The sequence below is a fragment of the Rhizobium aureum genome (assembly GCF_030182495.1).
Classification (GTDB): Bacteria; Pseudomonadota; Alphaproteobacteria; order Rhizobiales; family Rhizobiaceae; genus Rhizobium; species Rhizobium tropici_C.
Genome location: NZ_JAQJCI010000020.1, coordinates 58,910 through 81,794, shown reverse-complemented (window position 1 = coordinate 81,794; position 22,885 = coordinate 58,910). Strand labels below are relative to the sequence as shown.

Below are 22,885 nucleotides of genomic sequence, written 5' to 3'. Positions count from 1 at the left end.
TTACAGGCGCCATGAGTGCGAAGTTCCAGTTTGATGCGGTATCGATTTCGCCGGCTTGGCGAGCGCGATAGGATTGCGGATACCCACTGTCAACTTTCTCCATGCATAAAGGCGTCATTCGGGACGCTTTGCCGTAAGGCAATCCGCTATCGCAGGCCTTGGCCGATCGCGATATCGATCATGGGCGCGATTCTTGCTTTCTTGGCAAAGAATCGTCGCTTTTGAGTCCTTTTTGCAGACATAATTGAGGCGTTCCGGGGTGTGCGCTCGAAAGGCAGTTTCATGGCGGCATCTAGGATACGCGAAAAAATGGCCAGTGGCTTCGCTCATCGCCGGAGTCGCGAATGGCTCGAACATCTCGATATGCCCACCTACGTCATCGGCGATGTCCATGGCCGCTACGATCTCCTTAGCGCACTGGAGCGCAAGATTTTTGCAGACGCGGCAGGGCTGCCGGGCCGAAAGCTCATAATCATGCTCGGCGATTTCATCGATCGCGGCCCAGCCTCGGCGCAGGTGGTCGGCCGCCTGATGGCGTCGCCGCCGAATGGCTTCGACCGCATCTGCTTGACGGGCAATCACGAGATGGCCATGCTCGCCTATATTGACGGCGAGATATCGCTCGATGATTGGGTGGCGCTCGGCGGCGATGCAACGCTCGCGTCCTATGGGGTGGATATCCAGAAATTGAGGGAGCGATATCCCAAGCAGAAGCAGCTCGATACTTTTATAAGGACTTGGCTGCCTGATGATCACGTCAATTTTCTGCGGCGCCTGCCGATCCTGCTGGACACGCCCGAGGTGCTGTTCGTTCATGCCGGCATCGATCCGGACAGACCGATTTCCGAGCAGCAGGACGACGATCTTGTCTTCATCCGCTCGCGCTTCCACGACAGCGCGCAGCCGCTGCCGAAGTTGATCGTGCACGGCCATACACCGATCCGGCAGGCCGAAGTCGATGGTCTCAGGCTCAATCTCGATACCGGCGCCTTTTATACCGGCCGTTTGAGCGCGGCCCGGCTGTGGCAGGGCCGCGTTCACATTACCTCAACTTGATGTGCGGGCTATAGATTGCCGATGCAGAGGTACTTCATTTCCAGATAGTCGTCGGCGCCATGGCGTGAGCCTTCGCGGCCAAGACCCGATTGCTTGATGCCGCCGAACGGTGCCGTCTCCGCCGATATCAGGCCGGTATTGATGCCGACCATGCCATATTCCAGCGCTTCGGCGACGCGCCAGACTTTCTTGAGGTCGCCAGCGAAGAAATAGGCGGCGAGGCCGAATTCGGTGTCGTTCGCCTGCGCGATGACATCCTCAACGGTGTCAAAGCGGAAGAGCGGCGCCACCGGGCCGAAGGTCTCCTCGCGGGCGACCTTCATGCTCCGGTCGACGCCGGTCAGGATGGTCGGCGCGAAGAAGGTGCCGGCACCTTCGATGCGCTTGCCGCCGACAACGATGCGGGCACCCTTCGAGACGGCATCCCGCACATGGTCTTCGGCCTTGGCGACACCCTGTTCGTCGATCAGCGGCCCGACTGATACTCCCGCCTTGAAGCCGTCGCCGACAGAGAGTTCGCCCACCTTGGCTGCGAGTTTGGCGGCGAAGGCGTCATAGACGTTGGACTGGACATAGATGCGGTTGGCGCAGACGCAGGTCTGGCCGGCATTGCGGTATTTCGAAGCCATCGCCCCTTCGACGGCGGCGTCGAGGTCGGCGTCGTCGAAGACGATGAAGGGCGCATTGCCGCCGAGCTCGAGGCTGACCTTCTTGATCTGGTCGGCGCACTGGCGCATCAGGATGCGGCCAACCTCCGTCGAGCCGGTGAAACTGATCTTGCGCACCTTCGGATTGCCGCAGAGCTCGCGGCCGATCGCCGGCCCGTCGAGGCCGACGATGATGTTAAGAACGCCGGCGGGAACGCCCGCCTCTTCGGCAAGCACGGCAAGCGTGATCGCCGTCAGCGGCGTCTGCTCGGCAGGCTTCGAGACGACGGTGCAGCCGACGGCAAGGGCCGGCGCGATCTTGCGAGCAATCATGGCCGCCGGGAAGTTCCACGGCGTGATCGTGCCGACGACGCCGACCGGCTGCTTGATAACGACCATGCGCTTGTCGTTTGAGGGGGCGGGAATGGTTTCGCCGTAGATGCGCTTGGCTTCTTCCGCATACCATTCGACATAGGAGGCGGCGTAGAGGATCTCGCCTTTCGCTTCCGGCAGCGGCTTGCCCATTTCGGCCGTCAGGATTGCGGCTAGCTCGTCGGCATTGGCGACCATGAGGTCGAACCATTTGCGTAAGATTGCGGCCCGTTCCTTGGCCGGCCGGGCGGCCCAGGCGGCTTGCGCGGCATAGGCGGCGTCGATGGCGGCCGTCGTTTCGGCAGCACCCATATCCGGCAGCGAGGCAAGCACTTCGCCGGTCGCGGGATTGATGACATCGAAAGTCTTCGTCGCCCCGCCGCCGGTCCAGGCGCCGTTGATATAGCCGGCGGCGCGCAGGAGGCGCGAGGAGAAGGGAACATGCTTGGTCATTGCTGTTGTAAAGGACATGGTCTGCACTCCGACAGGTTTCGCCCGGCAGGGCGCACGGACGGACAAATGAGAAAATGCTGATGGCGACGATCAGCGGGAAACGCTCGCCTCGATCAGCGATGCCTCGAGAATGTCGAGCGCTTCGCTGAAGACGCCGTCCTGAATAGTGATCGGCGACAGGAAGCGGATGACATTGCCATAGACACCGCAGGTGAGCAGGATCAGCCCCTTGTCGAGGGCGATCAGCCGTACCTTGTTGGCGAAATCCGCGCTCGGCAGCTTAGTCGCCGCGTCGTTGAATTCCACGGCATTCATGAAGCCGGGACCGCGGATATCGGCGATTTCGGGCACCTTGTCGCGCAGCGATTCCAGCCGCTGTTTCAGGCGCGAGCCGAGCTGGTTGGCGCGGTCGCACAGGCCTTCGTCGGCGATGACGTCGAGCACCGCATGGGATGCGGCGATGCCGAGCGGATTGCCGCCATAGGTGCCGCCGAGGCCGCCTGGAGCGGGTGCATCCATGATCTCGGCGCGGCCAGTGACGGCGGCAAGCGGGAAGCCGCCGGCAAGGCTCTTTGCCATGGTAACGAGATCGGCCGCCACCTCGTGGTGATCCATCGCAAACATTTTGCCGGTGCGCGCAAAGCCGGTCTGTACCTCGTCGGCAATCAGGAGAATGCCGTGCTGGTCGCAGATCTCGCGCAACGCCTTCATGAAGGTTGAGGGCGCCGGATAGAAACCGCCTTCGCCCTGTACGGGTTCGAGGATGATTGCGGCCACGCGCTGCGGATCGACATCGGCGGCAAAGAGCTTCTTCAGCGCCGCCAGCGACTGTTCGACACTGATGCCGTGCAGCGGTACCGGGAAGGGCGCATGGAAGACGTCACCCGGCATCGGGCCGAAGCCGATCTTGTAGGGCGCGACCTTGCCGGTCAGCGCCATACCCATGAAGGTGCGGCCGTGGAAACCGCCACCGAAAGCGACGATCGCGGAGCGGCCGGTAGCGGCACGGGCGATCTTGACGGCGTTTTCGACCGCTTCGGCACCCGTCGTCACGAAAATCGTCTTCTTGGCGAAATCGCCGGGGACGATCGCGTTCAGCCGCTCGGCAAGATGCACATAGCTCTCATAAGGCACGACCTGGTGGCAGGTATGCGTGAAGCGGTCGAGCTGTTCCTTGACGGCGGCGATGACGCGGGGATGCCGATGGCCGGTATTCACCACGGCGATGCCGGAGGCAAAGTCGATATAGCGATTACCTTCCTTGTCCCAGATTTCGGCGTTTTCGGCGCGATCTGCATAGATCTGCGTCGTCATGCCGACGCCGCGGGAAATGGCGGCGTTCTTCCGCTCGGTTAAAGTCATCGCAGTCGCTCCCAGTAAGCTGTTTCGAATTATCTTGCAGAAGTTCTGCAATTTATTTAGAAAACTCCTACATTTTTCCCGCAAGATTTCAAGCGGGATTTTGTGCGACTGGCAAGAAGGCGCCAAAGGCTCTCATGCAGCGTCGTGCATTTTTAAGGCGCGTTAAGGCGCTTCATCCATGCTAGACGGGTCGACAGACAAGGGATCAGGGAAATTGGCAATGAGCAGCATCGAGCCCGAGCGCTACCCCGTGCGCTATAAGGTGGCGGAAGCGGCGCGTCTTGCCGGCGTATCGGCCTCCACGCTGCGGTTATGGGAAAGCCAGGGGCTTGTCGTGCCCTTTCGCTCCGAGACCGGGCACCGTCAGTATAGCGCCGAAGACGTGGCGCGCCTGAAGCGCATTGCATGGTTTCGGGCGGAGCGCGGTCTTAATCCGGCAGCGATTCGCGAGGCACTGGAGGCAGAAGAGGGTGGCGCAGCGAGCCTGGAGAATGGCGAGCAATCGGCTTCATCGGAGATCGGCCGCAGGCTTCGCTCGCTGCGCCATGCCGCCGGTAAGACGCTGGAGCAGGTCGCCGCCGATATGGGCATGACGTCCTCGACGCTCTCGACCCTGGAGCGCACCTCTCAGGGTGTCAGCTTCAAGACCCTCCATGACCTGGCGGAGTACTACGGAACGACGGTGTCACGCCTTTCTGGCGAGGAGCGCGAGGATGTTCCGGCACTCATCCGATCCGGCGAATGGCGTGCCTGGCCGGAGACGACGCCGGGCGTCACCGTCCAGCTGCTTGCCGAGGGTAGGAGGATGATGGATTGCCATCGCTTCGTGCTTGCGCCGGGCGCGGCGAGCGAGGGCGCTTATCGACACGAGGGCGAGGAGTTCATCCATGTCCTTGCCGGGCGTTTGGAACTGGTGCTCGACAGCAACCAGTTTTTCGATCTGTTGCCCGGCGATTCCCTTTATTTCGAAAGCCGCCGCTATCATTCCTGGCGCAATCGCCACGATGGCGAGACCATATTGCTCTGGATCAACACCCCGCCGACATTTTGAACGGCGCCTGCATCGTTATCCGGTATCGTTATCGCCTCGTCTGTTCTATAGAACGGACGAGAAGCGAATTTCGAATACAGCGCCGGGAGAATTTCATGGCTGCCACCATCCGCTATCACGAAGGTGATATTTCCGCCGAAGATGCCGCCCACTATACCGGCGCCATAGCCATCGACACCGAAACCCTCGGCCTCATTCCGCGCCGCGACCGTCTTTGCGTCGTACAGCTTTCGTCGGGTGACGGCACCGCTGATGTCATCCGCATTGCCGCCGGCCAGAAGCAGGCACCCAACCTCGTCGCCATGCTTGCCGATCCTGCCCGCCAGAAGATCTTTCATTATGGCCGCTTCGACATTGCTGTCCTGTTCCATACGTTCGGCGTCACCACTACGCCGGTCTTCTGCACCAAGATCGCCTCGCGCCTGTGCCGCACCTATACCGACCGCCACGGCCTGAAGGATAATCTCAAGGAGATGCTCGACGTCGATATCTCCAAGGCACAGCAATCCTCCGATTGGGCCGCGGAAACGCTGTCACCGGCGCAGCTCGAATATGCGGCTTCCGACGTTCTCTATCTACATGCGCTTCGCGACAAGCTGACGGAACGGCTGCTGCGCGACGGCCGCATGGACTATGCGGATGATTGCTTTGCCTTCCTTCCGACCCGCGCCAAGCTCGATCTCCTCGGCTGGGAAGAAGCCGATATCTTCGCGCACAGCTGATCGCCTCGTTCCGCGGGAGAAATCCACAGGCCAGTGCCGTGAAAGCGGCATTGGCCTTTTTTATTTAGCAATCTGTTAAGAAACGGGCTGCTATCTTTCCATATGGCTTCCAGCCCGACGCGTTCGCGTTTCGCTCTTCCGGTTATCCGGTGCTCGAAGACCCACCGGCCGCATGAGCGGACCCTGATTGAACCTGCCTCCGCTTCCATCGTCGCATTGCCAGACAGATTTGCCAGACAAAGGAGCATGTCATGTTGCTTCCCGTTGGTGCCGTGTCCGCCGTGGGTGCGCCCATAGAAAAGCCGATCGTTGCGACAGCGGAGACCTCCGGCCTCCAGACCGCTGCCACGCCGCTGGCCGTTCTATCGAGCACGATCAATGCCAGCGTCGAGGGCAAGCTGAACATGCTCCTGGTTGCGGCCCGCGAACGGATGCTCGATAGCCTCCTGTCCGCTATCGATGCCGCGAGTCAGGTGGTGAACGTTTCACGTGAACCGGGCGAGAACAATGCCGCCTATGCGCAGCGCGTTGCCGCCGCGATCCGCAGCCTAACGCCACAACAGCTCGTGGTCGCCCAACAGCGAATGGATACGCAGATGAACATGCGGGTGTCATTGCCGCTTCTTGCCGAGGCGCTGGAGGATCCGGAGACCCCGCACGCGATCCAGCTGGCTCTCAGCCTGGAGCCGGCGTCAGCCGCCGAACCTGACGCAGTGCTGAAAGCCGTCGTCAATTCCTACGGCCAGAATGCCGGCAGGACGGAAGCGCCGGTCCCGCAGGCGCCGGCCTCGACCCCGCTGCAGCGAGCGGCCGATCTGGCCACCCTGGCAACGGCCCTTGCGGCCGCCGCAGAAGAGCCGTTGCTTCCCACGCCCACGCCCACGCCCACGCCCACGCCCATCGCATCGGCAGCGGAGCCCGCGGCCCCGCCGACATCCGCGCCGGTGCAGACGCCGCAACAGGGTGCTCCCACACAAGCCGCACCTCCCACGCAAGCCGCACCGGCTGCAGCTCAGACGGTTCCGGTCCAGACGTCCGCGCAAAGCGCAACGCCGTCTGCCCCGCAAGCTGCCGCTATCGGCAGCGTTGCCGCCGGTACGCACCCGGCTGCTTCGCAGCTTGCGTCCCTTGTCGACGATCTTGCCGTGGTAGCACTGCTGACCGCGATCGGTGACGAAGCCGAACTTCCGACCGAAATCGCCTTGATCAGATCGCCGCTGACGCCGCCGTCGGTGCCGCGTGATATCCAGCAGATTCAAGCCGATATCAAGCAGGGGCTGCAGGTCGTCATCGACCCGCCCGCGATGGCGACCAGTTCCGACCTTGAGCAGATCATCAGCAATCCTGCGTCCTCGGTCGAGAAGATCATCGCACAGGCGCTGACAGCCAATGCGGCAATGCCACCGCCATCACAGCCGGCCGTCGTCAACGAGAACGCGAGAAGCCTGGCCTCGGCCGTGCCGGTATCGTTGACGGATCAGCTCGACGCGCCTGCCGCCGCGCTCCCCGGCAGCCCGCAGCCGTCGTCCGCAGCGCCGATGGGAATGTACGAGGCTGCGGAGCAGACGGGATTATCCGCACCCCTGCCGCTCGGCGTTCCCTTTGTGGTGGCGAACTATTTGCCCGCCGATGTCCCAGTCAAAACCGGCGAATCGAAGCTGCTCAACCGCGTCGATCCCGTCGACGACGAAGAAGGCGGCAGCGCCCGGGACGAAGAGACAGCGCATCAGCAGGATCAAGACGAAGCTCAAGCGGAAGAAGCGTCGCAGAAAGCTGAAGAGCCTTCCGACGAAGCAGACACGGGGCTTGTGCCTCCTCTTGACGAGGCCGTACCGGATCACCTTGCCTTGCCGCAGCCGTCACGCGATCCGCTGCACGATCACGCCTTCGATTTCTATCGGCGCATGGTGGCGTGGGAATAAAGCATGTCGCGCAAAAGTGTGCAGCGATTTTGCGGCAACGACATCCGCAAAATCAAAGACCTGAAGCGCAAGAGGCGAATCTGAAAGATCGCGATGCGCTTTAGGCCGTCTCGGAGGACGGCGGCATAGGCGCGGCTAAACCGATAAAGAAAAACCCGCCGGATCGCTCCGGCGGGTCTTTTGTTTCCAAGCGTCTGCCGAAGATTATTCGGCGTTGCGGTTCTTCAGAGCCGCACCCAAGATGTCGCCGAGCGAAGCGCCCGAGTCGGAAGAACCGAACTGAGCAACGGCTTCCTTCTCTTCTGCGATTTCCAGAGCCTTGATCGACAGCATGATCTTGCGGTCTTTCTTGGAGAAGTTGGTGACGCGGGCGTCGACAACCTGACCAACCGAGAAACGCTCCGGACGCTGTTCGTCACGGTCACGCGACAGATCGGCGCGGCGAATGAACGAGGTGATGTCTTCGTGGTTGACGAGCTTCACTTCGATGCCGCCGTCGTTGACTGCGATGACTTCGCAGGAAACGACTGCATTCTTGCGCAGGTCGCCGGAAGCAGCAGCTTCACCAACGCTATCCTTGCCGAGCTGCTTGATGCCGAGCGAGATGCGTTCCTTCTCGACGTCAACGTCGAGAACGACAGCCTTGACGACGTCACCCTTGTTGTACTCTTCGATGACCTGCTCGCCCGGACGGTTCCAGTCGAGGTCGGAGAGGTGAACCATGCCGTCCACATCGCCGTCGAGGCCGATGAACAGACCGAATTCGGTCTTGTTCTTGACTTCGCCTTCGACTTCGGTGCCAGCCGGATGATTGCGGGCGAATGCTGCCCACGGATTTTCCAGCGTCTGCTTCAGGCCGAGAGAGATACGACGCTTGGTCGGATCGACTTCGAGAACGACGACTTCGACTTCCTGGCTCGTGGACAGGATCTTGCCGGGGTGAACGTTCTTCTTGGTCCAGGACATTTCCGAGATGTGGATCAGGCCTTCGATGCCCGGCTCCAGCTCGACGAACGCACCGTAGTCGGTGATGTTCGTGACGGTACCGGAGATCTTCTTGCCTTCCGGATACTTGGCCTGGATGCCGTCCCACGGATCGCTCTCGAGCTGCTTCATGCCGAGCGAGATGCGGTGGGTTTCCTGGTTGATGCGGATGATCTGTACCTTGACCTGCTGGCCGATGGACAGGATTTCCGACGGATGGTTCACACGGCGCCATGCCATGTCGGTGACGTGCAGCAGGCCGTCGATGCCGCCGAGGTCAACGAACGCACCGTAATCGGTGATGTTCTTGACGACGCCGTCAACAACCTGGCCTTCTTCGAGGTTCTGAACGATTTCAGAACGCTGCTCGGCACGGGACTCTTCCAGAACCGTGCGACGCGAAACGACGATGTTGCCGCGGCGCTTGTCCATCTTGAGGATTTCGAAGGGCTGCGGGTTGTGCATCAGCGGGGTGACGTCGCGGATCGGACGGATGTCGACCTGCGAACGCGGCAGGAAGGCGATAGCGCCGTCGAGATCGACGGTGAAGCCGCCCTTGACCTGGTTGAAGATGACGCCTTCAACGCGCTCGCCAGCTTCGAACTTGGCTTCGAGCTTGATCCAGCTTTCTTCGCGGCGAGCCTTTTCGCGCGACAGAACGGCTTCGCCAAGCGCGTTTTCGATGCGCTCGACGTAGACTTCGACTTCATCGCCAACCTTGAGCGTGCCGTCCTTGGCGCGTGCACCGAATTCCTTCAGTGCGATACGGCCTTCGACCTTGAGGCCGACGTCAACGACCGCGACATCCTTTTCGATGCCGGTGACGATGCCCTTGGTGACATAGCCTTCAGCCAGATCGTTCTTGGCGAAGGATTCTTCGAGAAGGGCCGCGAAATCTTCGCGAGAGGGGGAAGTTACAGACATAAAATCTCCTGGCGTGTCCTTGATTCATGCAATCTGGACACTGATGCGCCGGCGGTTCGTGTTAACGGGCCTGACCCCAGTCCGCTTTCCATTCAAGGAAAGCTATCCGGCGCTTGGACGGAATGTCAGGCTATTTTGAAATCGGCGGTTCCGGGCGCTGGGCGCGCGAAAGCCGCTCATAATTTTCAGGCATTTCGGCTCAGAGCGGCGTCGACGATCGACTTTGCCGTCTGAAACGCCGCTTCTATACTCATTTCTGAGGTATCTAGCAAGTACGCGTCTTCAGCTGGTTTCAAAGGGCTGTCGGTGCGGCCCATGTCGCGCTCGTCGCGCCGTTTCACATCCTCGAAAATGGCGTCGTAATCGGCGCTGCCGCCGGCATCGACGATCTCCTCATAGCGCCGCTTCGCGCGGACTTCGGCCGAGGCCGTCACATAGAGCTTCACCGGTGCGTCAGGGCAGACCACCGTGCCGATGTCGCGGCCGTCGAGCACCGCACCCGGCTTCTTTTCGGCAAAGCGTCGCTGAGCCTCCACCAGCGCCCGGCGGACTGCCGGCATGACGGCGATCTTCGATGCGGCCTCGCCGATCTCGTGCCTGGACAGAACCGTCCGGTCGAGCCCGGCCAGATCGACCTTGCGCGCCGTGCCTTCGGCGATAGCCTCGTCGTCGAGCGGCAGCCCAGCATCGAGCAGCGCCTTCGCGGTGGCGCGGTAGGTGAGGCCGGTATCGAGATGATGAAAACCATAGGTTTCGGCGATCCGGCGCGCCAGGGTTCCCTTGCCGGCAGCCGCAGGCCCATCAATAGCGATGATCATGTCTTCTTCCGTCCCTACGCGGTCTCTCGTTATTGTCTGGAGCGACGCACCAGTTCGGCCGCTTCCGCCACCGCTGTACGATCGAGCACAGCGAGGCCCTCGGCGATGCCAGTCGGTCAGCCAGCGTCCGGTTCTGGCTCACCTTCCATTTGCCGTCAATCGTCTGGATATCGATTTCAATGCCGGTAATGTCTTCCATCGGGGCTGCAATGCAGTCCGGCGGCGCAGCTTCCGCCGCCCTGGGCATTGCACGGTCTATTAACCGCCGGTCCCGATCGTCGCGCCCAATCTTGTCATCATAGCAAAAAATTCGGGAAAGCTGGTGGCGATCATGGCCGAATCGTCGATCGAAACCGGGTGCTCGCTGGCAAGCCCCATGACGAGGAAGCTCATGGCGATGCGATGATCGAGATGAGTCCTGACTTCGGTGCCGCTGGAACTGCCCAGGCCCTTACCGTCAGGTCTGCCGCGAACCGTCAGCGAATCCCTGCCTTCGCTACAGTCGACACCGTTGAGCTTCAATCCTTCGGCGACAGCCGAGAGCCGATCGGATTCCTTAACCCGGAGCTCTTCCAGCCCCTGCATGATCGTTGTGCCTTCCGCAAAAGCGGCCGCGACGGCCAGCACGGGATATTCGTCGATCATCGACGGCGCGCGTTCGGCCGGCACGGTGACACCCCTGAGCGCCGAGGAGCGCACATGGAGATCGGCGACATCCTCGCCGCCCGTCACGCGCCGGTCGAGGATCTCGATATCCGCGCCCATCTCCTGCAGTGTCAGGATGAGGCCGGTGCGCGTCGTGTTCATCAGCACGTTGCGGATGGTGATGTCGGAGCCGGGCACGATCAAGGCTGCCACCAGCGGGAAGGCGGCGGAGGAGGGATCGCCAGGAACATCGATAGTCTGGCCGGTGAGTCTGCCCTGGCCTTCGAGCCGGATGGTGCGCACGCCGGCTACGTCGGTCTCGACCGAAAGTGCTGCGCCGAAACCGGCGAGCATTCTTTCGGTATGGTCGCGGGTCATGACTGGCTCGATCACCGTCGTAATGCCAGGTGCATTAAGTCCTGCCAGAAGCACGGCGGATTTGACCTGTGCCGAAGCCATCGGCACGCGATAGGTCAGCGGGCTCGCTACACCTGGCCCATGCAAGGTGACGGGCAGCCGGTCGCCCGTAGCGGCGCCGACCTGTGTTCCCATGCGGCGCAGCGGATCTAGAATGCGGCCCATCGGCCGTTTCGACAGCGAAGCATCGCCGACGAAGGTTGTTTTGAAATCGTAGGAGCCGACCAGGCCCATGGTCAGGCGGGAGCCGGTGCCGGCATTGCCGAAGTCGAGCGGTGCCTCGGGCGCGAGCAACGCGCCATTGCCGATGCCGTTGACGATCCAGGCATCGCCGTCCCTGCGAATCGTAGCGCCAAGAGCCTGCATGGCCCCGGCGGTGTTAAGCACGTCCTCGCCTTCGAGCAGACCTTTGATGTGCGTCTCGCCCGAAGCAAGGCCGCCGAACATGAGGGAGCGATGGGAAATGGACTTGTCGCCGGGAATGCGGATCGTACCGCAAAGGCCGGCCGAGCGGCGTGCCACGGCTGGTTGGGGGAGGGTATCGTGCGGCATAGGCAATTCCTTTGCGATGCCGGTATTCCATCCGCATTCTGTGTTGGCCGAGATCGTTCTTGGCCAGATGTTCTGCGGTTCACGCTGGCTGGTTAGCACAGGCCCGTTCCCCAGTCATCCCGCAATGCGTGAAAACTGCGTGCGAAGCGGCATGAACTTTAGCTTTGACAGAAACGGCCGCAACGATTAAGGGGACCGGCTGATATTTCCCTTAAAACGCCGGCTTCCCCGGCATTGCCGAATTTTCATTCGGCCATTCATGAGGCATTGACAGTGGCGAAAGCGGAACTTGGAACAAAACGTACCGACCCCGATACCGGCAAGAAGTTCTATGACCTGAACCGGGATCCGGTGGTCTCGCCCTATACAGGCAAGTCCTGGCCCTTGTCCTTCTTCGAGGAAACCTCCGCTTCCAAGGAAGTTCCGGAAGAAGACGAAGTGGCCGAAGTCGATACCGAAAACACGGAAGTCGAACTGGTCTCCCTCGAGGATGCCGATGATGCGGCAGGCGGCGACGACATTCCGGATATCGGCGATGACGATGTCGAAATCGGCGACGATGACGACGATACCTTCCTGGAAGCCGACGAAGATGAAGACGATGACGACATGAGCGACATCATCGGCGTCACCGGCGACGAAGACGACGTCTGATCTGAACGACAGTCGGCCCGGGTCTCAAGAAAAATTTTCCCGGGCCGAATTTTTCGGCTTGCTATCTGTGAAAACCACAAGTAATAAGCCGCCACCCCGACGGGCGAAGCGCTCGGAAGGGACCCAGGGCCGGTCAAACGGCGCCATCTTGATGGGGCTATAGCTCAGCTGGGAGAGCGCTTGCATGGCATGCAAGAGGTCAGCGGTTCGATCCCGCTTAGCTCCACCAAATTCCTCCTTTTAAAACAGCAGCAAATTTGTTCGTCGCTTCAGCTACGATTATTTCCCGTGGGGAAGCACCGGGGAAGTACGAGAATGTTTAGTCGAACATCAACTCAAAAAATGAGCAGCTATGAGTGAAAAACAGAACGATGCCTTCCGAGTAGATGCTGCCAATTTACCGGCCCGCTTTCCAACACACTTTCATTCTCCATCATTCTGGGAATGGTTGGGAAGAACAGTGGCGACATTCGGACTTTTAGAAGACACGCTTGCTAGAGCAATCTTCGCCTTTACCGGGACGAGACGCTATTCTCCCGAGGAGATTGAAGGAGCTTTCGAGAAGTGGGTACCCAGTCTCGAACAAGCTCTTTCCGACACCCTCAATCCCCTAATCGACAAATACGCGGCGGCAGTGCGCGCGCATCAGGATGCGCAATCTAAAAATCTCGACGAGCTCGTCGTGCATCTGAGAGCCTGACCGAAAAAGAGTTGAGTGAAATCAGTCATTTGTGATTCTGTTTGTTTGCTTAGGACGAACGGAGACCACAATGGGTTGGACTGATTTCACCCGTCGGCAATATGCCCGACGCGCGCGCCGCTATGCAAGTGACCTGACGGACCGGGAATGGGGATTGATCTCGCCTTATCTGCCTGGGCCAAGGCGTTTGGGCAGGCCGCGTAGCACCGATCTTCGCGAGGTTATGAATGCGTTGCTCTACATTGCTTCGACGGGTTGTCAGTGGCGAATGCTGCCCAAGGATTTTCCGCCGTTTACGACAGTGCAGGCCTATTTCTACGAATGGCGAGCAACGGGTTTGTGGGGACGGATCAACCATCATCTTGTGATGGAGGCGCGCGAGCTGGAAGGGCGGCAAGCCTCACCGTCTGCTGGTGTGATCGACAGCCAGAGCGTGAAAGCCACGGAAAGCGGCGGAATTTCGGGCTATGATGCGGGCAAGAAGATTAAGGGGCGCAAGCGTCACATCGTCGTCGATACGCTGGGATTTATGGTCTGCCTCATGGTTCATAGCGCCGACATCCAGGATCGCGACGGCGCAACCGCCGTCCTCAAAACAATCCTCAACCGCTGGCCTTGGCTCAGACATATCTTCGCCGATGGCGGATATGCCGGTCCAAAACTGAGAGGAGCTTTGCAAAGGGTCGCAACGTTTACCGTCCAGGTCGTCAAGCGAACCGATAAGGCCAAGGGCTTCGAAGTACTGCCACGTCGCTGGGTCGTGGAGCGCACTTTCGCATGGCTTGGCAGATGCCGCCGACTGGCCAAGGACTGGGAAAAATCAATCGCTTCGGCCGAAGCGTGGATCATCATCGCTCACATCCGCATCCTTACCCGACGTCTGGCAAGGTATTACGTTTATTGAATTCTTTTCGAGTCGGGCTCTGAGAGAAGCGTCGAAAATTAGGAACGCCATCTGTCACGGCGCCTGGATGCCGCCAGATTCGAATGAGCTTTCCGAATTGCGCTATTTCGCGAGGAATGGAGAAGTCTTCGACACGCGGATTGATGAAGCATTTCTGCGCCAGCTTCAACAACATGCCACTGAGCTCGTCTTGGCTGTGGTCAACTCTGTTACTGTGATGGGGTTTCAATTTCCAGGGTCTTCCGGGCCTGGAATTCCAATTGTGAAAGCCTGATTTTTGCATCGGTCGGGGTGTGACGATTTCATCTGGTATTAGCGCCGGCAGGGGTGCGGACAGCTCCGCCAAGCCGTGGGCATAGTCAGCTCGTACCATCAAGTGCGGGCTCGGTGGATTTCCTCGCGATCCCGGAAAAGAGGAAGCAGGAAGAGCGGAAAAAGAAGCGGAAATAGAGGCGACGTAGCCACCGCGGTTATCCGAAATGGTTTTGGCTGAAAACCATTCTAGCCTCTTGACTGCGGAATTTCCGCAGTTCTCGGGTGGGGAAATTCTCCACCTAGTCAGGTCGTGTATTGGAACCGGGGAAATTGCCCTGGGTAAGAAAGCATCTATAATATCAATCTGTTACAGGGTTTGTTCCGCGCGAATCTGCCGTTAAGCCGGGTGGCCTGATTCGCAATTTTATTGTCCTTGTAATTCAGGGACTTAATACATTTTTTAGTTATATGTGCCGGGTGTAACATTCTTGTTAATTGACCGTTCATCCCTATATAGGTATCACCATGATACATAGAAAGCTCGGTAGACACCGCGCTAGAGGGGGAAATGTGACGAAGAAGGAACCTTGGGAACCCAATACTGCGACCGACATGATCAGGTCGATTGCCAGGAAACGGAACCTCACGGTGACTTACAAGTTACACGCGAAGGAACGTCTGGAAGAGCGCAATTTGATTGCGTCTGATGTGCTTTACGCACTGAAGAACGGGTTCGTCTACAACAAGGCGGTCCCGGCTACTCGTCCGGATATGTACCGCTATCGTGTCGAATGCAAGACTCCGAACAGCGGTAGTCGCGCGATCGGCGTGGTCGTCATCCCCTCTGTAAGTGGCTGTCTGCTGAAAATCGTTTCGGTCATGTGGATCGACGAGTATGAACGTGTCGCAGGCACGATTGTTGGAGAAGATGATGAAGAAAATTGACCACCACTACACTGAGAGCGGGCTGAAGAACGTTGTCATCAGCGGCATTCCCGTCGAGGTCGATGATGATGGTGACGAAATCATCACCATCCCGGCCATTAATGAGCTGCACCATGTAATTGCCCTCGGCATTGTCAGCCATCCGAAGGGAATTAGCGGTGATGAACTGCGCTTCCTGAGGACCGAAATGGGCCTGACGCAAGCAGAACTTGCGTCAATGGTGCATCGCGACAAGCAATCCATCGGAAGGTGGGAACGCGGAGAAATCGACATCGATAGTCCGGTTGAAGCCATCATACGGAGGATGGCGATTGAGAAGCTGAATCTTCCTGCTGATGTCGGGATGGACGAGCTCTCCAGGTGGAGCATTCCAACTGCGGAACCGCAGCTGATCTCTGTCGAGAAAGTTGAAAGCGCCAGCGAGCCTTACGTGCTGGTAGCAGCGGCCTAACGGTCGAAAGCTCCGAGGTGCCAGAGACCGCCGAAAAGGTGCTTAGAACCGGTTGATACCAGAGTCATGAGATACAAAAGGCGCCTACTCGGGCGCCTTTTTTACATTTCTCAGCCCTTCTTCGAACTGTAGGGGCTGCAATCCGTCGCCGCGCCGTAGTCCCTGATCGTGATTAGGTCGGTCGCATAGCTTGAAATCGGTCAAACCCTTCCCATGTGATTAATGGAGAGCGAGGATGTGGGATGGCGCTGCCGGTTATCTGGGAAATTATCGAGCCAGTGGTTACTCTTCGTGAAGGTCTAAAGGCCGCAGATGAATTCTCGCAAAACTGGCCGCCGCGGGATGTGTCGCAATACATAGATAAGCTTTTCGAGATAATCGGAACTACAGCGGCAGGCTACTCTTTAGCTAAGTTGATGGGCCAAGCGGTGGATGCTGTTTACGAAGATGACCCGACGACGGTCGCCATTCCGAACGAGCGACAGCGAGCAACAGTGCCCATCCGCGTCCCCCATGCCGCGCCGGCATTTTCATCACGCCAAACTGATTCCTCCGATTGGGCGGCGTCTCCATACGCACATATTCCCTCTGGATTGCCCGTTCGTCAGCGCATGCTGTTGATGTAGTAGGCGGCGCAGCTCGCCGGACCTCAGTTCCTTTGCGATGCAAACCTGGCATTCGGCGTGTCGAAGTCCTTCATTGCGTCGTCGGCATATCCAGCCAACTTTGAAAGGGCATCCTCCGCATCATTGAGGCGCCAGGAGCTATTGCATTGGGATGTATCCGAAATCAGTGACAAGAGCGGCGCAAAGCCAGGCGCGATCTGGATCGACGTCGTCTGGAAGCGTAAAGCTGAAATCGCGAGCGCCTATCGGATATCGCTGTCCCGCGATAGGCTTAACATCTATATCGATCGCGTTTTCTGATTTTCCCACCGGCGGGAAATTGTCCCGTTGCTCAGCGTCGAACACGGTATGGATATAGCAGACCTGAAAAGCGAGTTCTTTAACCTCTTTGGGAGGGCCGTATGGCTGGCTCTGAGGAATTACAAAGTAGCCGCTTTGCAAGTTTCCAACCACGGTCTTTGCCTTTGCGCCGCGGTCGTCTCCCTTTACGGAGAAGGTACCAATGAGCTGGAAGTCGCCCCCACCTGGCAATGGCTTGAATTCAAAATTGGCCGGTCCAGGCACCCCATAGGAAATGAGCGCAACGCCAGGAGGAACGTCGATCGGCGGACGAGGGTTCAAAACTTTCGCGATGATGGCAATTGCAAGAATAGCGAGCAGTAGGACGCCGGCAACACCTAGCACCCAAATTCCATAGTTGGGGCGTCGGTTCGACGGAGTGCGTAGGGATTTTATGATCACCAGCCCAACGCCAGCGCTTCCTGATACGGCGCTTGCCCAAACTGTCTTGTAAGCATCCGTTAGGAATGTCGGGAGATGTTGAAAGGTAGTCCTCGATATAAATTGCGTCGCAATAGTGAAGATGAAGATGTCTATTGCGCCGGCGATAAGGACAATAATAAAAATATCAATTAGATCCGGTCGCAATACCTGCCTTTGATGTACCGCCATACTTGCCTCCCCCGAGAGCGATACCAATGCTTTGATGCAGAGTACAAGCCATCGCGCCGATAGTCGATGGCCATGATTTTGCTGTTCAGTGCGGATGAGCAGACCCGCATGCAGACCCAAAGGCGCGTGAGAAACCGAACCCGGCAGCCTGGCGGAAATTCTGGTTACGTCGCATGCCCCCTTATGAGAATCGCAAAGCAAGGCTGTTGGAAGCTGAAGCGAAGCTTTTTGACCTGATATCCGAGCTTGCCTCGGCTGTCGTCAGTTCCGTCACCGTTATGGGATTCTAATTGCCATCCGGACCGGGAAACTCCAATTGTGAATACCTAAAATCGGCACGGTGACGCCGATCGAGCCGAGATACAGGTCTGGTTATAGGCTTGTTCCAGCGCTTGCGCGAATTGGCACCGGGAAAGCGATGCTCGCCACGATAGGAGTCGTCACCTGCGAGGGTTCCGCTCTGCCTATCGCTGCTTTCCCGATCTGTGTGATCCGCCAGTGGGGACTATCCGGACGAGATTAGCCCTCATCCGGATTGATTACTATTAGTTGTCACTAATATTGGTAGAATGACCGAGGACCGATGCCACTAATGGGAGTAAGTGAGATGCTTCTTCATTTTATTGGGAAAATTGGCGCCGTTTCTTCTCTCGCAATTGTTGTTTCGACCTCCGCATATGCATGTGGCGGACCATTGGATGTCGCGTGCAATGTTGGAAAGGCCATTGAGAAGGGAGCGCAAGACACCGGGAAAACGGTCGAAAAAGGCGCTCAGGACACGCAGCGCAGCCTCTCTGATGCGCTGAACAGGATTGATCCACGAATAACGCAAATCGGGCGGGACCTCGACAGAATACGCCTTAATTTTCAAGCTTCCGTCTTCGGGGGGCCGGCGCTGGAGCAATGGTTCATCAATTCCAGAAACACCGCAATACAAAACGCGCAACCTATCTACCCTGAGATGCGTGCAGCTATGCAGGGGTGGTACGACGACAGCGTTCTAAACAATGTGTGGTTCAAAGTCGGTGATGGAGGTGCATTAAACCTCGCAAATGCCTCCATTCAGCTGAGAGATGTGCAGGCAGTCACCTTGATTGATGTCATTGTCTTTCGTGACCAACAAGGCGCGGCAACACCTTCGCTGTGGGCTCATGAACTTCAACACGTGAAGCAGTTTCAAGATTGGGGCGTCCATAGCTTCGCTGTCCAATATGTCAGGAGCTGGAATAGCGTGGAGGATCCTGCCTACAAAATTGAGGCGGAGTATGCGAACAATCCGGGCCCCCGCAGTGGGCCAAATATCATACTTCCCGGACCACCCCCGGGCGCGGCGACCGCTTGGGCCAGCATATGCCGGGTCGGACCGGGGCCAAATGACTTTTGTCAGCTTTCGCAACCAATGCCCCAAAGATCGAACTGCAGTTGTCAAGGAGCGAACCGCATCTGGTATGGTATGACGCAGTAGAGAACCGGGTGGTACACCGCAAAAAGGGCAAATGCGTTGGCCGAGAAGAAGAAATAAGCCTCCGAACGCCTGGATCTACGCTGCCCGTCCTGGTAGCTCTGCATCAGCCCCATCACTATTGATGCGACCTGAACTTTCCCTTCGACCAACGAGGTGATAGTCATCACCTTAAGACAACTCAGAGGAGATATTCATGTTCGCTGTCGCGCGCTACCGCGAAGAACATGGGTGAAGATAGTTGCCTGTTTTTCCATGCGCCGGGAGCTGTGGTCAGACGGGTACACAGCGTGGTTAATCCATACGGACCGTACGAGCAATCCACGCACGCTGTAAGCGATGATGAAGCCTATTTCCCAAAGCTCCGAGGAAAGTGGGATTTCGCTGGCTATTAAGCGCGCACTATGTTGAGCCGGAAATGGCACGGACAGCATTCCTGAGCGCCGATAGCCTTTAACTTTCTGGAACTAAGAATCCGAAAACGCCTCTCGCGTGAAACTGTACAGGGTCTCAGCGACCCAAGCTCCAGAAATGGATTTGCTTCATGCTTGTCAGTATCCGAATTCCCATAAGCAACGGCGCTCCGCATCCCCCAACTTCATGCTAACCTCCGATCCTCCGTAACCCGTCCCGAATCGCCCATGACCAGACAGCGCCGCCGTCGTCTCATCAAGACCCGCCGTACCGTGACGGGGTTTCTGCTCGTTGCCTCGATCGCCTTTCTGGCGGGCATGACCGATGCCGTCGGCCTGATGCTGACGGGCAATTTCGTGTCCTTCATGACCGGCAATACGACACGGGCGGCGATCGCCCTCGGAATGGGCGAGTTCGGCCATGCGGCGGTGCTGTTCTCGGCCATCCTGACATTCATCATCGGCAATGCGCTCGGCATCGTCATTGCCCATGCGGCGGACCGGCGAGCTTTCGTGGTGCTTGCCTGCGTCAGCATCCTTCTGGCTGCCGCCGCGGGCTTCGCGGAGCCGTCGCTGGTTCTGGTGCAGTTCTATCTGGTGGTGCTTGCCATGGGCATGGTCAATGCCACGGTCGAGCATATCGAGGGCCTGCCGATCGGCCTCACCTATGTCACCGGCGCGCTGTCGCGCTTCGGACGCGGTCTTGGCCGTTTTCTGCTGGGGGATCGGGATTTTCTTTGGACGGTGCAGATCGTGCCCTGGAGCGGCATGATCTCGGGCGCCATCATCGGCGCACTTCTGGCCGGCGCCTTTGGCGCACATGCGCTCTGGCTGGTTTCTATGGTCGCTCTCGTCCTGGCGCTGTCGACGCTTTTCATCCCCCGCCCGCTGCAGCGCCGCTTTAATCAGCGCTTCGTTATTTCGGCGTCCACGGTGCGGCGACCGAAATAGCCACATTGCAGTGCACAAAAATCTGCTAGGGAGAAAAACGAATCGTTTTGCCGACAAGCCTAAGGATATGCCGTGTTCGTTTTTTCGAAACTTGTCTGGATTTTCGGTCAGCCACTCTCGCTGGCATTTCTCTTCGTACTGCTGGCATTTATCGCCGCTCTTCTGCGCTGGCGCGCCACCGTGATTGTCTCCTCGCTGCTGTCGGTGCTTATCCTGTTCGTCTCGCTCTATACGACAGCCGGCGCCTATGTCGTCCAGGGGCTGGAGGAGCGTTTTCCGCATCCCGCAACCGATCCCGACGACCTCAAATGCATGATTGTCCTCGGCGGCGCCACGCAGAACGAGGTAACGACCGCGCGTGGCGGCTATGAGTTCGATTCGGCCGGCGATCGCCTGGTCGAAGCGCTGCGTCTCTCGCAGAAATATCCGCAGGCGCGCATCGTGATCTCGGGCGGCGATGGCTCGATCGGCGGCACCTATGAGGGGGATGCCGTGATTTCCGAGCGCTTCTTTACGGCACTCGGCATTCCCAGAGACCGCATGGTTGCCGACACCACCTCGCGCACCACCTTCGAGAATGCGGTCAACACGAAGGAATTGCTGGCGCAGAACGGGCTTTCGAATTGCCTGCTCATCACATCAGGCTTCCACATGCCCCGCTCGATGGGCATCTTCCGCAGGCAGGGCATCGATGTCGTGCCTTGGCCGGTCGACTACCGAAGCACCGGCAAGGAAACGCCGGGCCTCGATTTTACCCAGCCCTCGCGCAACGCACAGCTGCTGGCGACAGGATTGCGCGAATGGGTCGGCCTGGTCGGCTATTACGCCGTCGGCCGGACATCGGCGCTCTATCCCGGGCCGTAACTACGTGCCCCGGGGCGTAACCACCTGCCCCGGGCCGTAACCACCTGCCCCGGGCCGTAAAGCCTACTTCTTCGAGATCGTAACGAATTTGACGCCGCGGACCCGGACGGTGATCTCGCAGCGGTCCTCGCCGTCCTTGCGGTCGCAGAAGCGCGGATGCATTTTCATGACCAGCACCATGTTGCCGAAGCGCTGGATGAAATCGTAGCTGTAGATCCGCGCAGTGGCGACGAGCAGGTAGCCGCCCTCGGCCACCTGGACGTAGAAATTGTAGGGGCAGCCTTCGTCCGTGCAGTAGGGGCCTTTTTCGCCCTTGCAGGTGATCTCGCCCTCGTTAACGACGATATCCATCAGCTTGTCGTTATTGATATCCTGCTGAGTGGCGAAATTGTCGCCGAAGCTCGCCTGACCGTCGCAGCTTTTGGTGAAGTGATCCTTCTCGAATGCGACGGGATCCTGCAGGATCGATTGCTGCGCCTCGGCCACTGCGGGCATGATCACGAATGCAATGAGATTGAGGATCACGATCAGCAGGGATTTCACGGGGGATTCCTCTTCGAAGCGCCGTCGCGGCCACGATAACAGCAGCGGCCGCTGCGAGATCTTTGCATCAGCCGGCTTGCGCGGCCCTTGCCGTCGTGATTCATTTCGAGAAAATCGCCGGCGCCTCGTTGGAGTTTTCGATGTCGCTTCTCTCGTTTCTTGATTATGCCGGCGTCGCTCTTTTTGCCGCAACCGGTGCGCTCGCGGCTTCGCGCAAGCAGCTCGATCTGATTGGCTTCCTGTTCCTGGCCGCCGTCACCGGCATCGGCGGCGGCACGCTGCGCGATATCGTCCTGGGCCGAGTGCCGGTCTTTTGGGTGCTGAATCCGACCTATATCATCATCTGCGCCGTGGTCGGCGTCCTGGTCTTCTTCACCGCGCATCTCTTTGAATCGCGCTACAGGCTGCTCATCTGGCTCGACGCCGTGGGACTATCGGCCTATTGCGTGATGGGAGCCGCCAAGGGCATGGCGGCGACAGGCTCACCCACCGTCGCGATCGTCACCGGCGCGCTGACGGCAACGTTCGGCGGCATCCTGCGCGATCTGCTGGCGAATGAGCCTTCGGTCCTGCTGCGCCCGGAAATCTATGTGACGGCGTCAATCGTCGGCGCTGGCGTCTTCACCGCCGCCAATGCGACGATGTTGCCGCTTTACGCCTCTGCGGGGCTGGGCGTGATTGCCGCCTTTGCGGTGCGCGGCGGCGCGCTCTGGTTCGGCTGGACATTTCCGACCTATCATCACAAGCCAGGCCGGCATCCGGACGATGTGATGTGAGCTGAGAGGCAGTCGTTCTACTGCCTACTGCCTCTGCTTGCGGCGCAGGCGGATCACCACGTCGACATGGGCGATTTCCATCCCTTGCGGCGGTTCGGGCAGGTTGTCGATCGTCAGGTTACTGATCGGGATATCCAGCACTTCATTGTGGCCTTCCACGAAAAAGTGATGGTGATCGGAGACGTTGGTGTCGAAATAGGTTTTGGTGCTTTCGACGGCGAGCACGCGGATCAGGCCGGCCTCGGTGAACTGATGCAGCGTGTTGTAGACGGTCGCGAGCGAAACCGGAACGCCGGCGGCGACGGCTTCTTCGTGAAGCTCCTCCACCGTCAGATGGCGGTCGCCCTTGGCGAAGAGAAGGTCTCCCAGCGCAATCCGCTGTCGGGTCGGCCTCAGGCCCACATTGCGCAGCCTGGTTTCGATCGCGATTTCGGCATGTTCTGCCATTCAGGGACTCCGGATTCC

Annotated in this window: 22 protein-coding genes and 1 tRNA gene; 15 read left to right on the top strand and 8 right to left on the bottom strand. The window is 58.9% G+C overall.

The features are described 5' to 3' along the window. Positions 1-282: 282 nt before the first annotated feature. Positions 283-1,056, top strand: coding sequence for a metallophosphoesterase family protein (locus PH552_RS29030; RefSeq protein ID WP_112340054.1), 774 nt, complete (start codon positions 283-285; stop codon positions 1,054-1,056). An 8-nt stretch (positions 1,057-1,064) separates the two neighbouring features. On the opposite strand, the gene PH552_RS29025 is transcribed toward PH552_RS29030, so the two are convergent. Continuing rightward, entirely contained in the window at positions 1,065-2,546 is a 1,482-nt protein-coding gene (locus PH552_RS29025; protein WP_183765342.1) for an NAD-dependent succinate-semialdehyde dehydrogenase, read from the bottom strand. A gap of 72 nt (positions 2,547-2,618) precedes the next feature. Continuing rightward, positions 2,619-3,890, bottom strand: a complete 1,272-nt coding sequence (locus PH552_RS29020; protein ID WP_183765345.1) for a 4-aminobutyrate--2-oxoglutarate transaminase — start codon at positions 3,888-3,890, stop codon at positions 2,619-2,621. 220 nt (positions 3,891-4,110) lie between these two features. Here PH552_RS29020 and PH552_RS29015 point away from each other — a divergent pair, with 220 nt between their 5' ends. The 3 genes from PH552_RS29015 to PH552_RS29005 all read left to right on the top strand — a co-directional run bounded on the left by PH552_RS29015 (position 4,111) and on the right by PH552_RS29005 (position 7,585). After that, positions 4,111-4,941 (top strand): MerR family transcriptional regulator, encoded by an 831-nt coding sequence (locus tag PH552_RS29015; protein ID WP_112340057.1) that lies wholly within the window; start codon positions 4,111-4,113, stop codon positions 4,939-4,941. Positions 4,942-5,036: 95 nt separating this feature from the next. Further along, positions 5,037-5,663: a ribonuclease D gene (locus PH552_RS29010; RefSeq protein WP_183765348.1), complete on the top strand. Its 627-nt coding sequence runs from the start codon at positions 5,037-5,039 to the stop codon at positions 5,661-5,663. Positions 5,664-5,914: 251 nt separating this feature from the next. Then, complete coding sequence (locus PH552_RS29005) at positions 5,915-7,585, top strand: hypothetical protein (protein ID WP_285166483.1); 1,671 nt, start codon at positions 5,915-5,917, stop codon at positions 7,583-7,585. 204 nt (positions 7,586-7,789) lie between these two features. Here PH552_RS29005 and rpsA read toward each other — a convergent pair whose 3' ends face one another. From rpsA to aroA, 3 genes are all read right to left on the bottom strand, one after another. Next, on the bottom strand, positions 7,790-9,493 hold the full coding sequence (gene rpsA / locus PH552_RS29000; RefSeq protein ID WP_113251468.1) for a 30S ribosomal protein S1: 1,704 nt from the start codon (positions 9,491-9,493) through the stop codon (positions 7,790-7,792). A gap of 185 nt (positions 9,494-9,678) precedes the next feature. Further along, entirely contained in the window at positions 9,679-10,311 is a 633-nt protein-coding gene (gene cmk, locus PH552_RS28995; RefSeq protein WP_113251469.1) for a (d)CMP kinase, read from the bottom strand. Positions 10,312-10,569: 258 nt separating this feature from the next. Then, entirely contained in the window at positions 10,570-11,925 is a 1,356-nt protein-coding gene (aroA, locus tag PH552_RS28990) for a 3-phosphoshikimate 1-carboxyvinyltransferase (protein WP_285166482.1), read from the bottom strand. 273 nt (positions 11,926-12,198) lie between these two features. Here aroA and PH552_RS28985 point away from each other — a divergent pair, with 273 nt between their 5' ends. The 7 genes from PH552_RS28985 (at position 12,199) to PH552_RS28955 (ending at position 16,460) form a co-directional block, all read left to right on the top strand. Beyond that, on the top strand, positions 12,199-12,579 hold the full coding sequence (locus PH552_RS28985; protein ID WP_095436113.1) for a TIGR02300 family protein: 381 nt from the start codon (positions 12,199-12,201) through the stop codon (positions 12,577-12,579). A gap of 153 nt (positions 12,580-12,732) precedes the next feature. Continuing rightward, positions 12,733-12,808: transfer RNA gene (locus PH552_RS28980), tRNA-Ala, on the top strand. A 123-nt stretch (positions 12,809-12,931) separates the two neighbouring features. Continuing rightward, positions 12,932-13,279, top strand: a complete 348-nt coding sequence (locus PH552_RS28975; protein WP_285166481.1) for a hypothetical protein — start codon at positions 12,932-12,934, stop codon at positions 13,277-13,279. A 70-nt stretch (positions 13,280-13,349) separates the two neighbouring features. Next, positions 13,350-14,183: an IS5 family transposase gene (locus PH552_RS28970; RefSeq protein WP_285166491.1), complete on the top strand. Its 834-nt coding sequence runs from the start codon at positions 13,350-13,352 to the stop codon at positions 14,181-14,183. Between the two features lie 825 nt (positions 14,184-15,008). Continuing rightward, the gene (locus PH552_RS28965; RefSeq protein ID WP_285166480.1) at positions 15,009-15,383 is read left to right on the top strand and encodes a DUF4258 domain-containing protein; all 375 of its coding nucleotides are present in this window, start codon (positions 15,009-15,011) and stop codon (positions 15,381-15,383) included. Then, positions 15,370-15,834, top strand: a complete 465-nt coding sequence (locus PH552_RS28960) for a helix-turn-helix domain-containing protein (protein WP_285166479.1) — start codon at positions 15,370-15,372, stop codon at positions 15,832-15,834. Before PH552_RS28965 ends, PH552_RS28960 begins: the two co-directional genes overlap by 14 nt. 242 nt (positions 15,835-16,076) lie before the next feature. Further along, positions 16,077-16,460 carry a hypothetical protein gene (locus PH552_RS28955; RefSeq protein ID WP_285166478.1) on the top strand — a complete coding sequence of 128 codons (384 nt, stop codon included), beginning with the start codon at positions 16,077-16,079 and terminating at the stop codon, positions 16,458-16,460. Between the two features lie 138 nt (positions 16,461-16,598). Here PH552_RS28955 and PH552_RS28950 read toward each other — a convergent pair whose 3' ends face one another. After that, entirely contained in the window at positions 16,599-17,411 is an 813-nt protein-coding gene (locus tag PH552_RS28950) for a hypothetical protein (protein WP_285166477.1), read from the bottom strand. A gap of 607 nt (positions 17,412-18,018) precedes the next feature. On the opposite strand from PH552_RS28950, the gene PH552_RS28945 reads away from it, so the two are divergent. The 3 genes from PH552_RS28945 to PH552_RS28935 all read left to right on the top strand — a co-directional run bounded on the left by PH552_RS28945 (position 18,019) and on the right by PH552_RS28935 (position 21,101). Beyond that, positions 18,019-18,876 carry an eCIS core domain-containing protein gene (locus tag PH552_RS28945; protein WP_285166476.1) on the top strand — a complete coding sequence of 286 codons (858 nt, stop codon included), beginning with the start codon at positions 18,019-18,021 and terminating at the stop codon, positions 18,874-18,876. Positions 18,877-19,514: 638 nt separating this feature from the next. After that, a complete protein-coding gene (locus PH552_RS28940) occupies positions 19,515-20,237 on the top strand; it encodes a YoaK family protein (RefSeq protein ID WP_112340062.1) in 723 nt (240 codons plus the stop codon). A gap of 72 nt (positions 20,238-20,309) precedes the next feature. Next, the gene (locus PH552_RS28935; protein ID WP_285166475.1) at positions 20,310-21,101 is read left to right on the top strand and encodes a YdcF family protein; all 792 of its coding nucleotides are present in this window, start codon (positions 20,310-20,312) and stop codon (positions 21,099-21,101) included. A gap of 63 nt (positions 21,102-21,164) precedes the next feature. Here the strand turns inward: PH552_RS28935 and PH552_RS28930 are convergent, their stop codons facing one another. Beyond that, positions 21,165-21,644, bottom strand: a complete 480-nt coding sequence (locus PH552_RS28930) for a hypothetical protein (RefSeq protein ID WP_112340064.1) — start codon at positions 21,642-21,644, stop codon at positions 21,165-21,167. Between the two features lie 140 nt (positions 21,645-21,784). Between PH552_RS28930 and PH552_RS28925 the strand changes: the two genes are divergently transcribed. Then, positions 21,785-22,420, top strand: a complete 636-nt coding sequence (locus tag PH552_RS28925) for a trimeric intracellular cation channel family protein (RefSeq protein ID WP_112340118.1) — start codon at positions 21,785-21,787, stop codon at positions 22,418-22,420. A gap of 24 nt (positions 22,421-22,444) precedes the next feature. Here PH552_RS28925 and irrA read toward each other — a convergent pair whose 3' ends face one another. Next, the gene (gene irrA / locus PH552_RS28920; protein ID WP_112340065.1) at positions 22,445-22,867 is read right to left on the bottom strand and encodes an iron response transcriptional regulator IrrA; all 423 of its coding nucleotides are present in this window, start codon (positions 22,865-22,867) and stop codon (positions 22,445-22,447) included. Positions 22,868-22,885 lie beyond the last annotated feature (18 nt).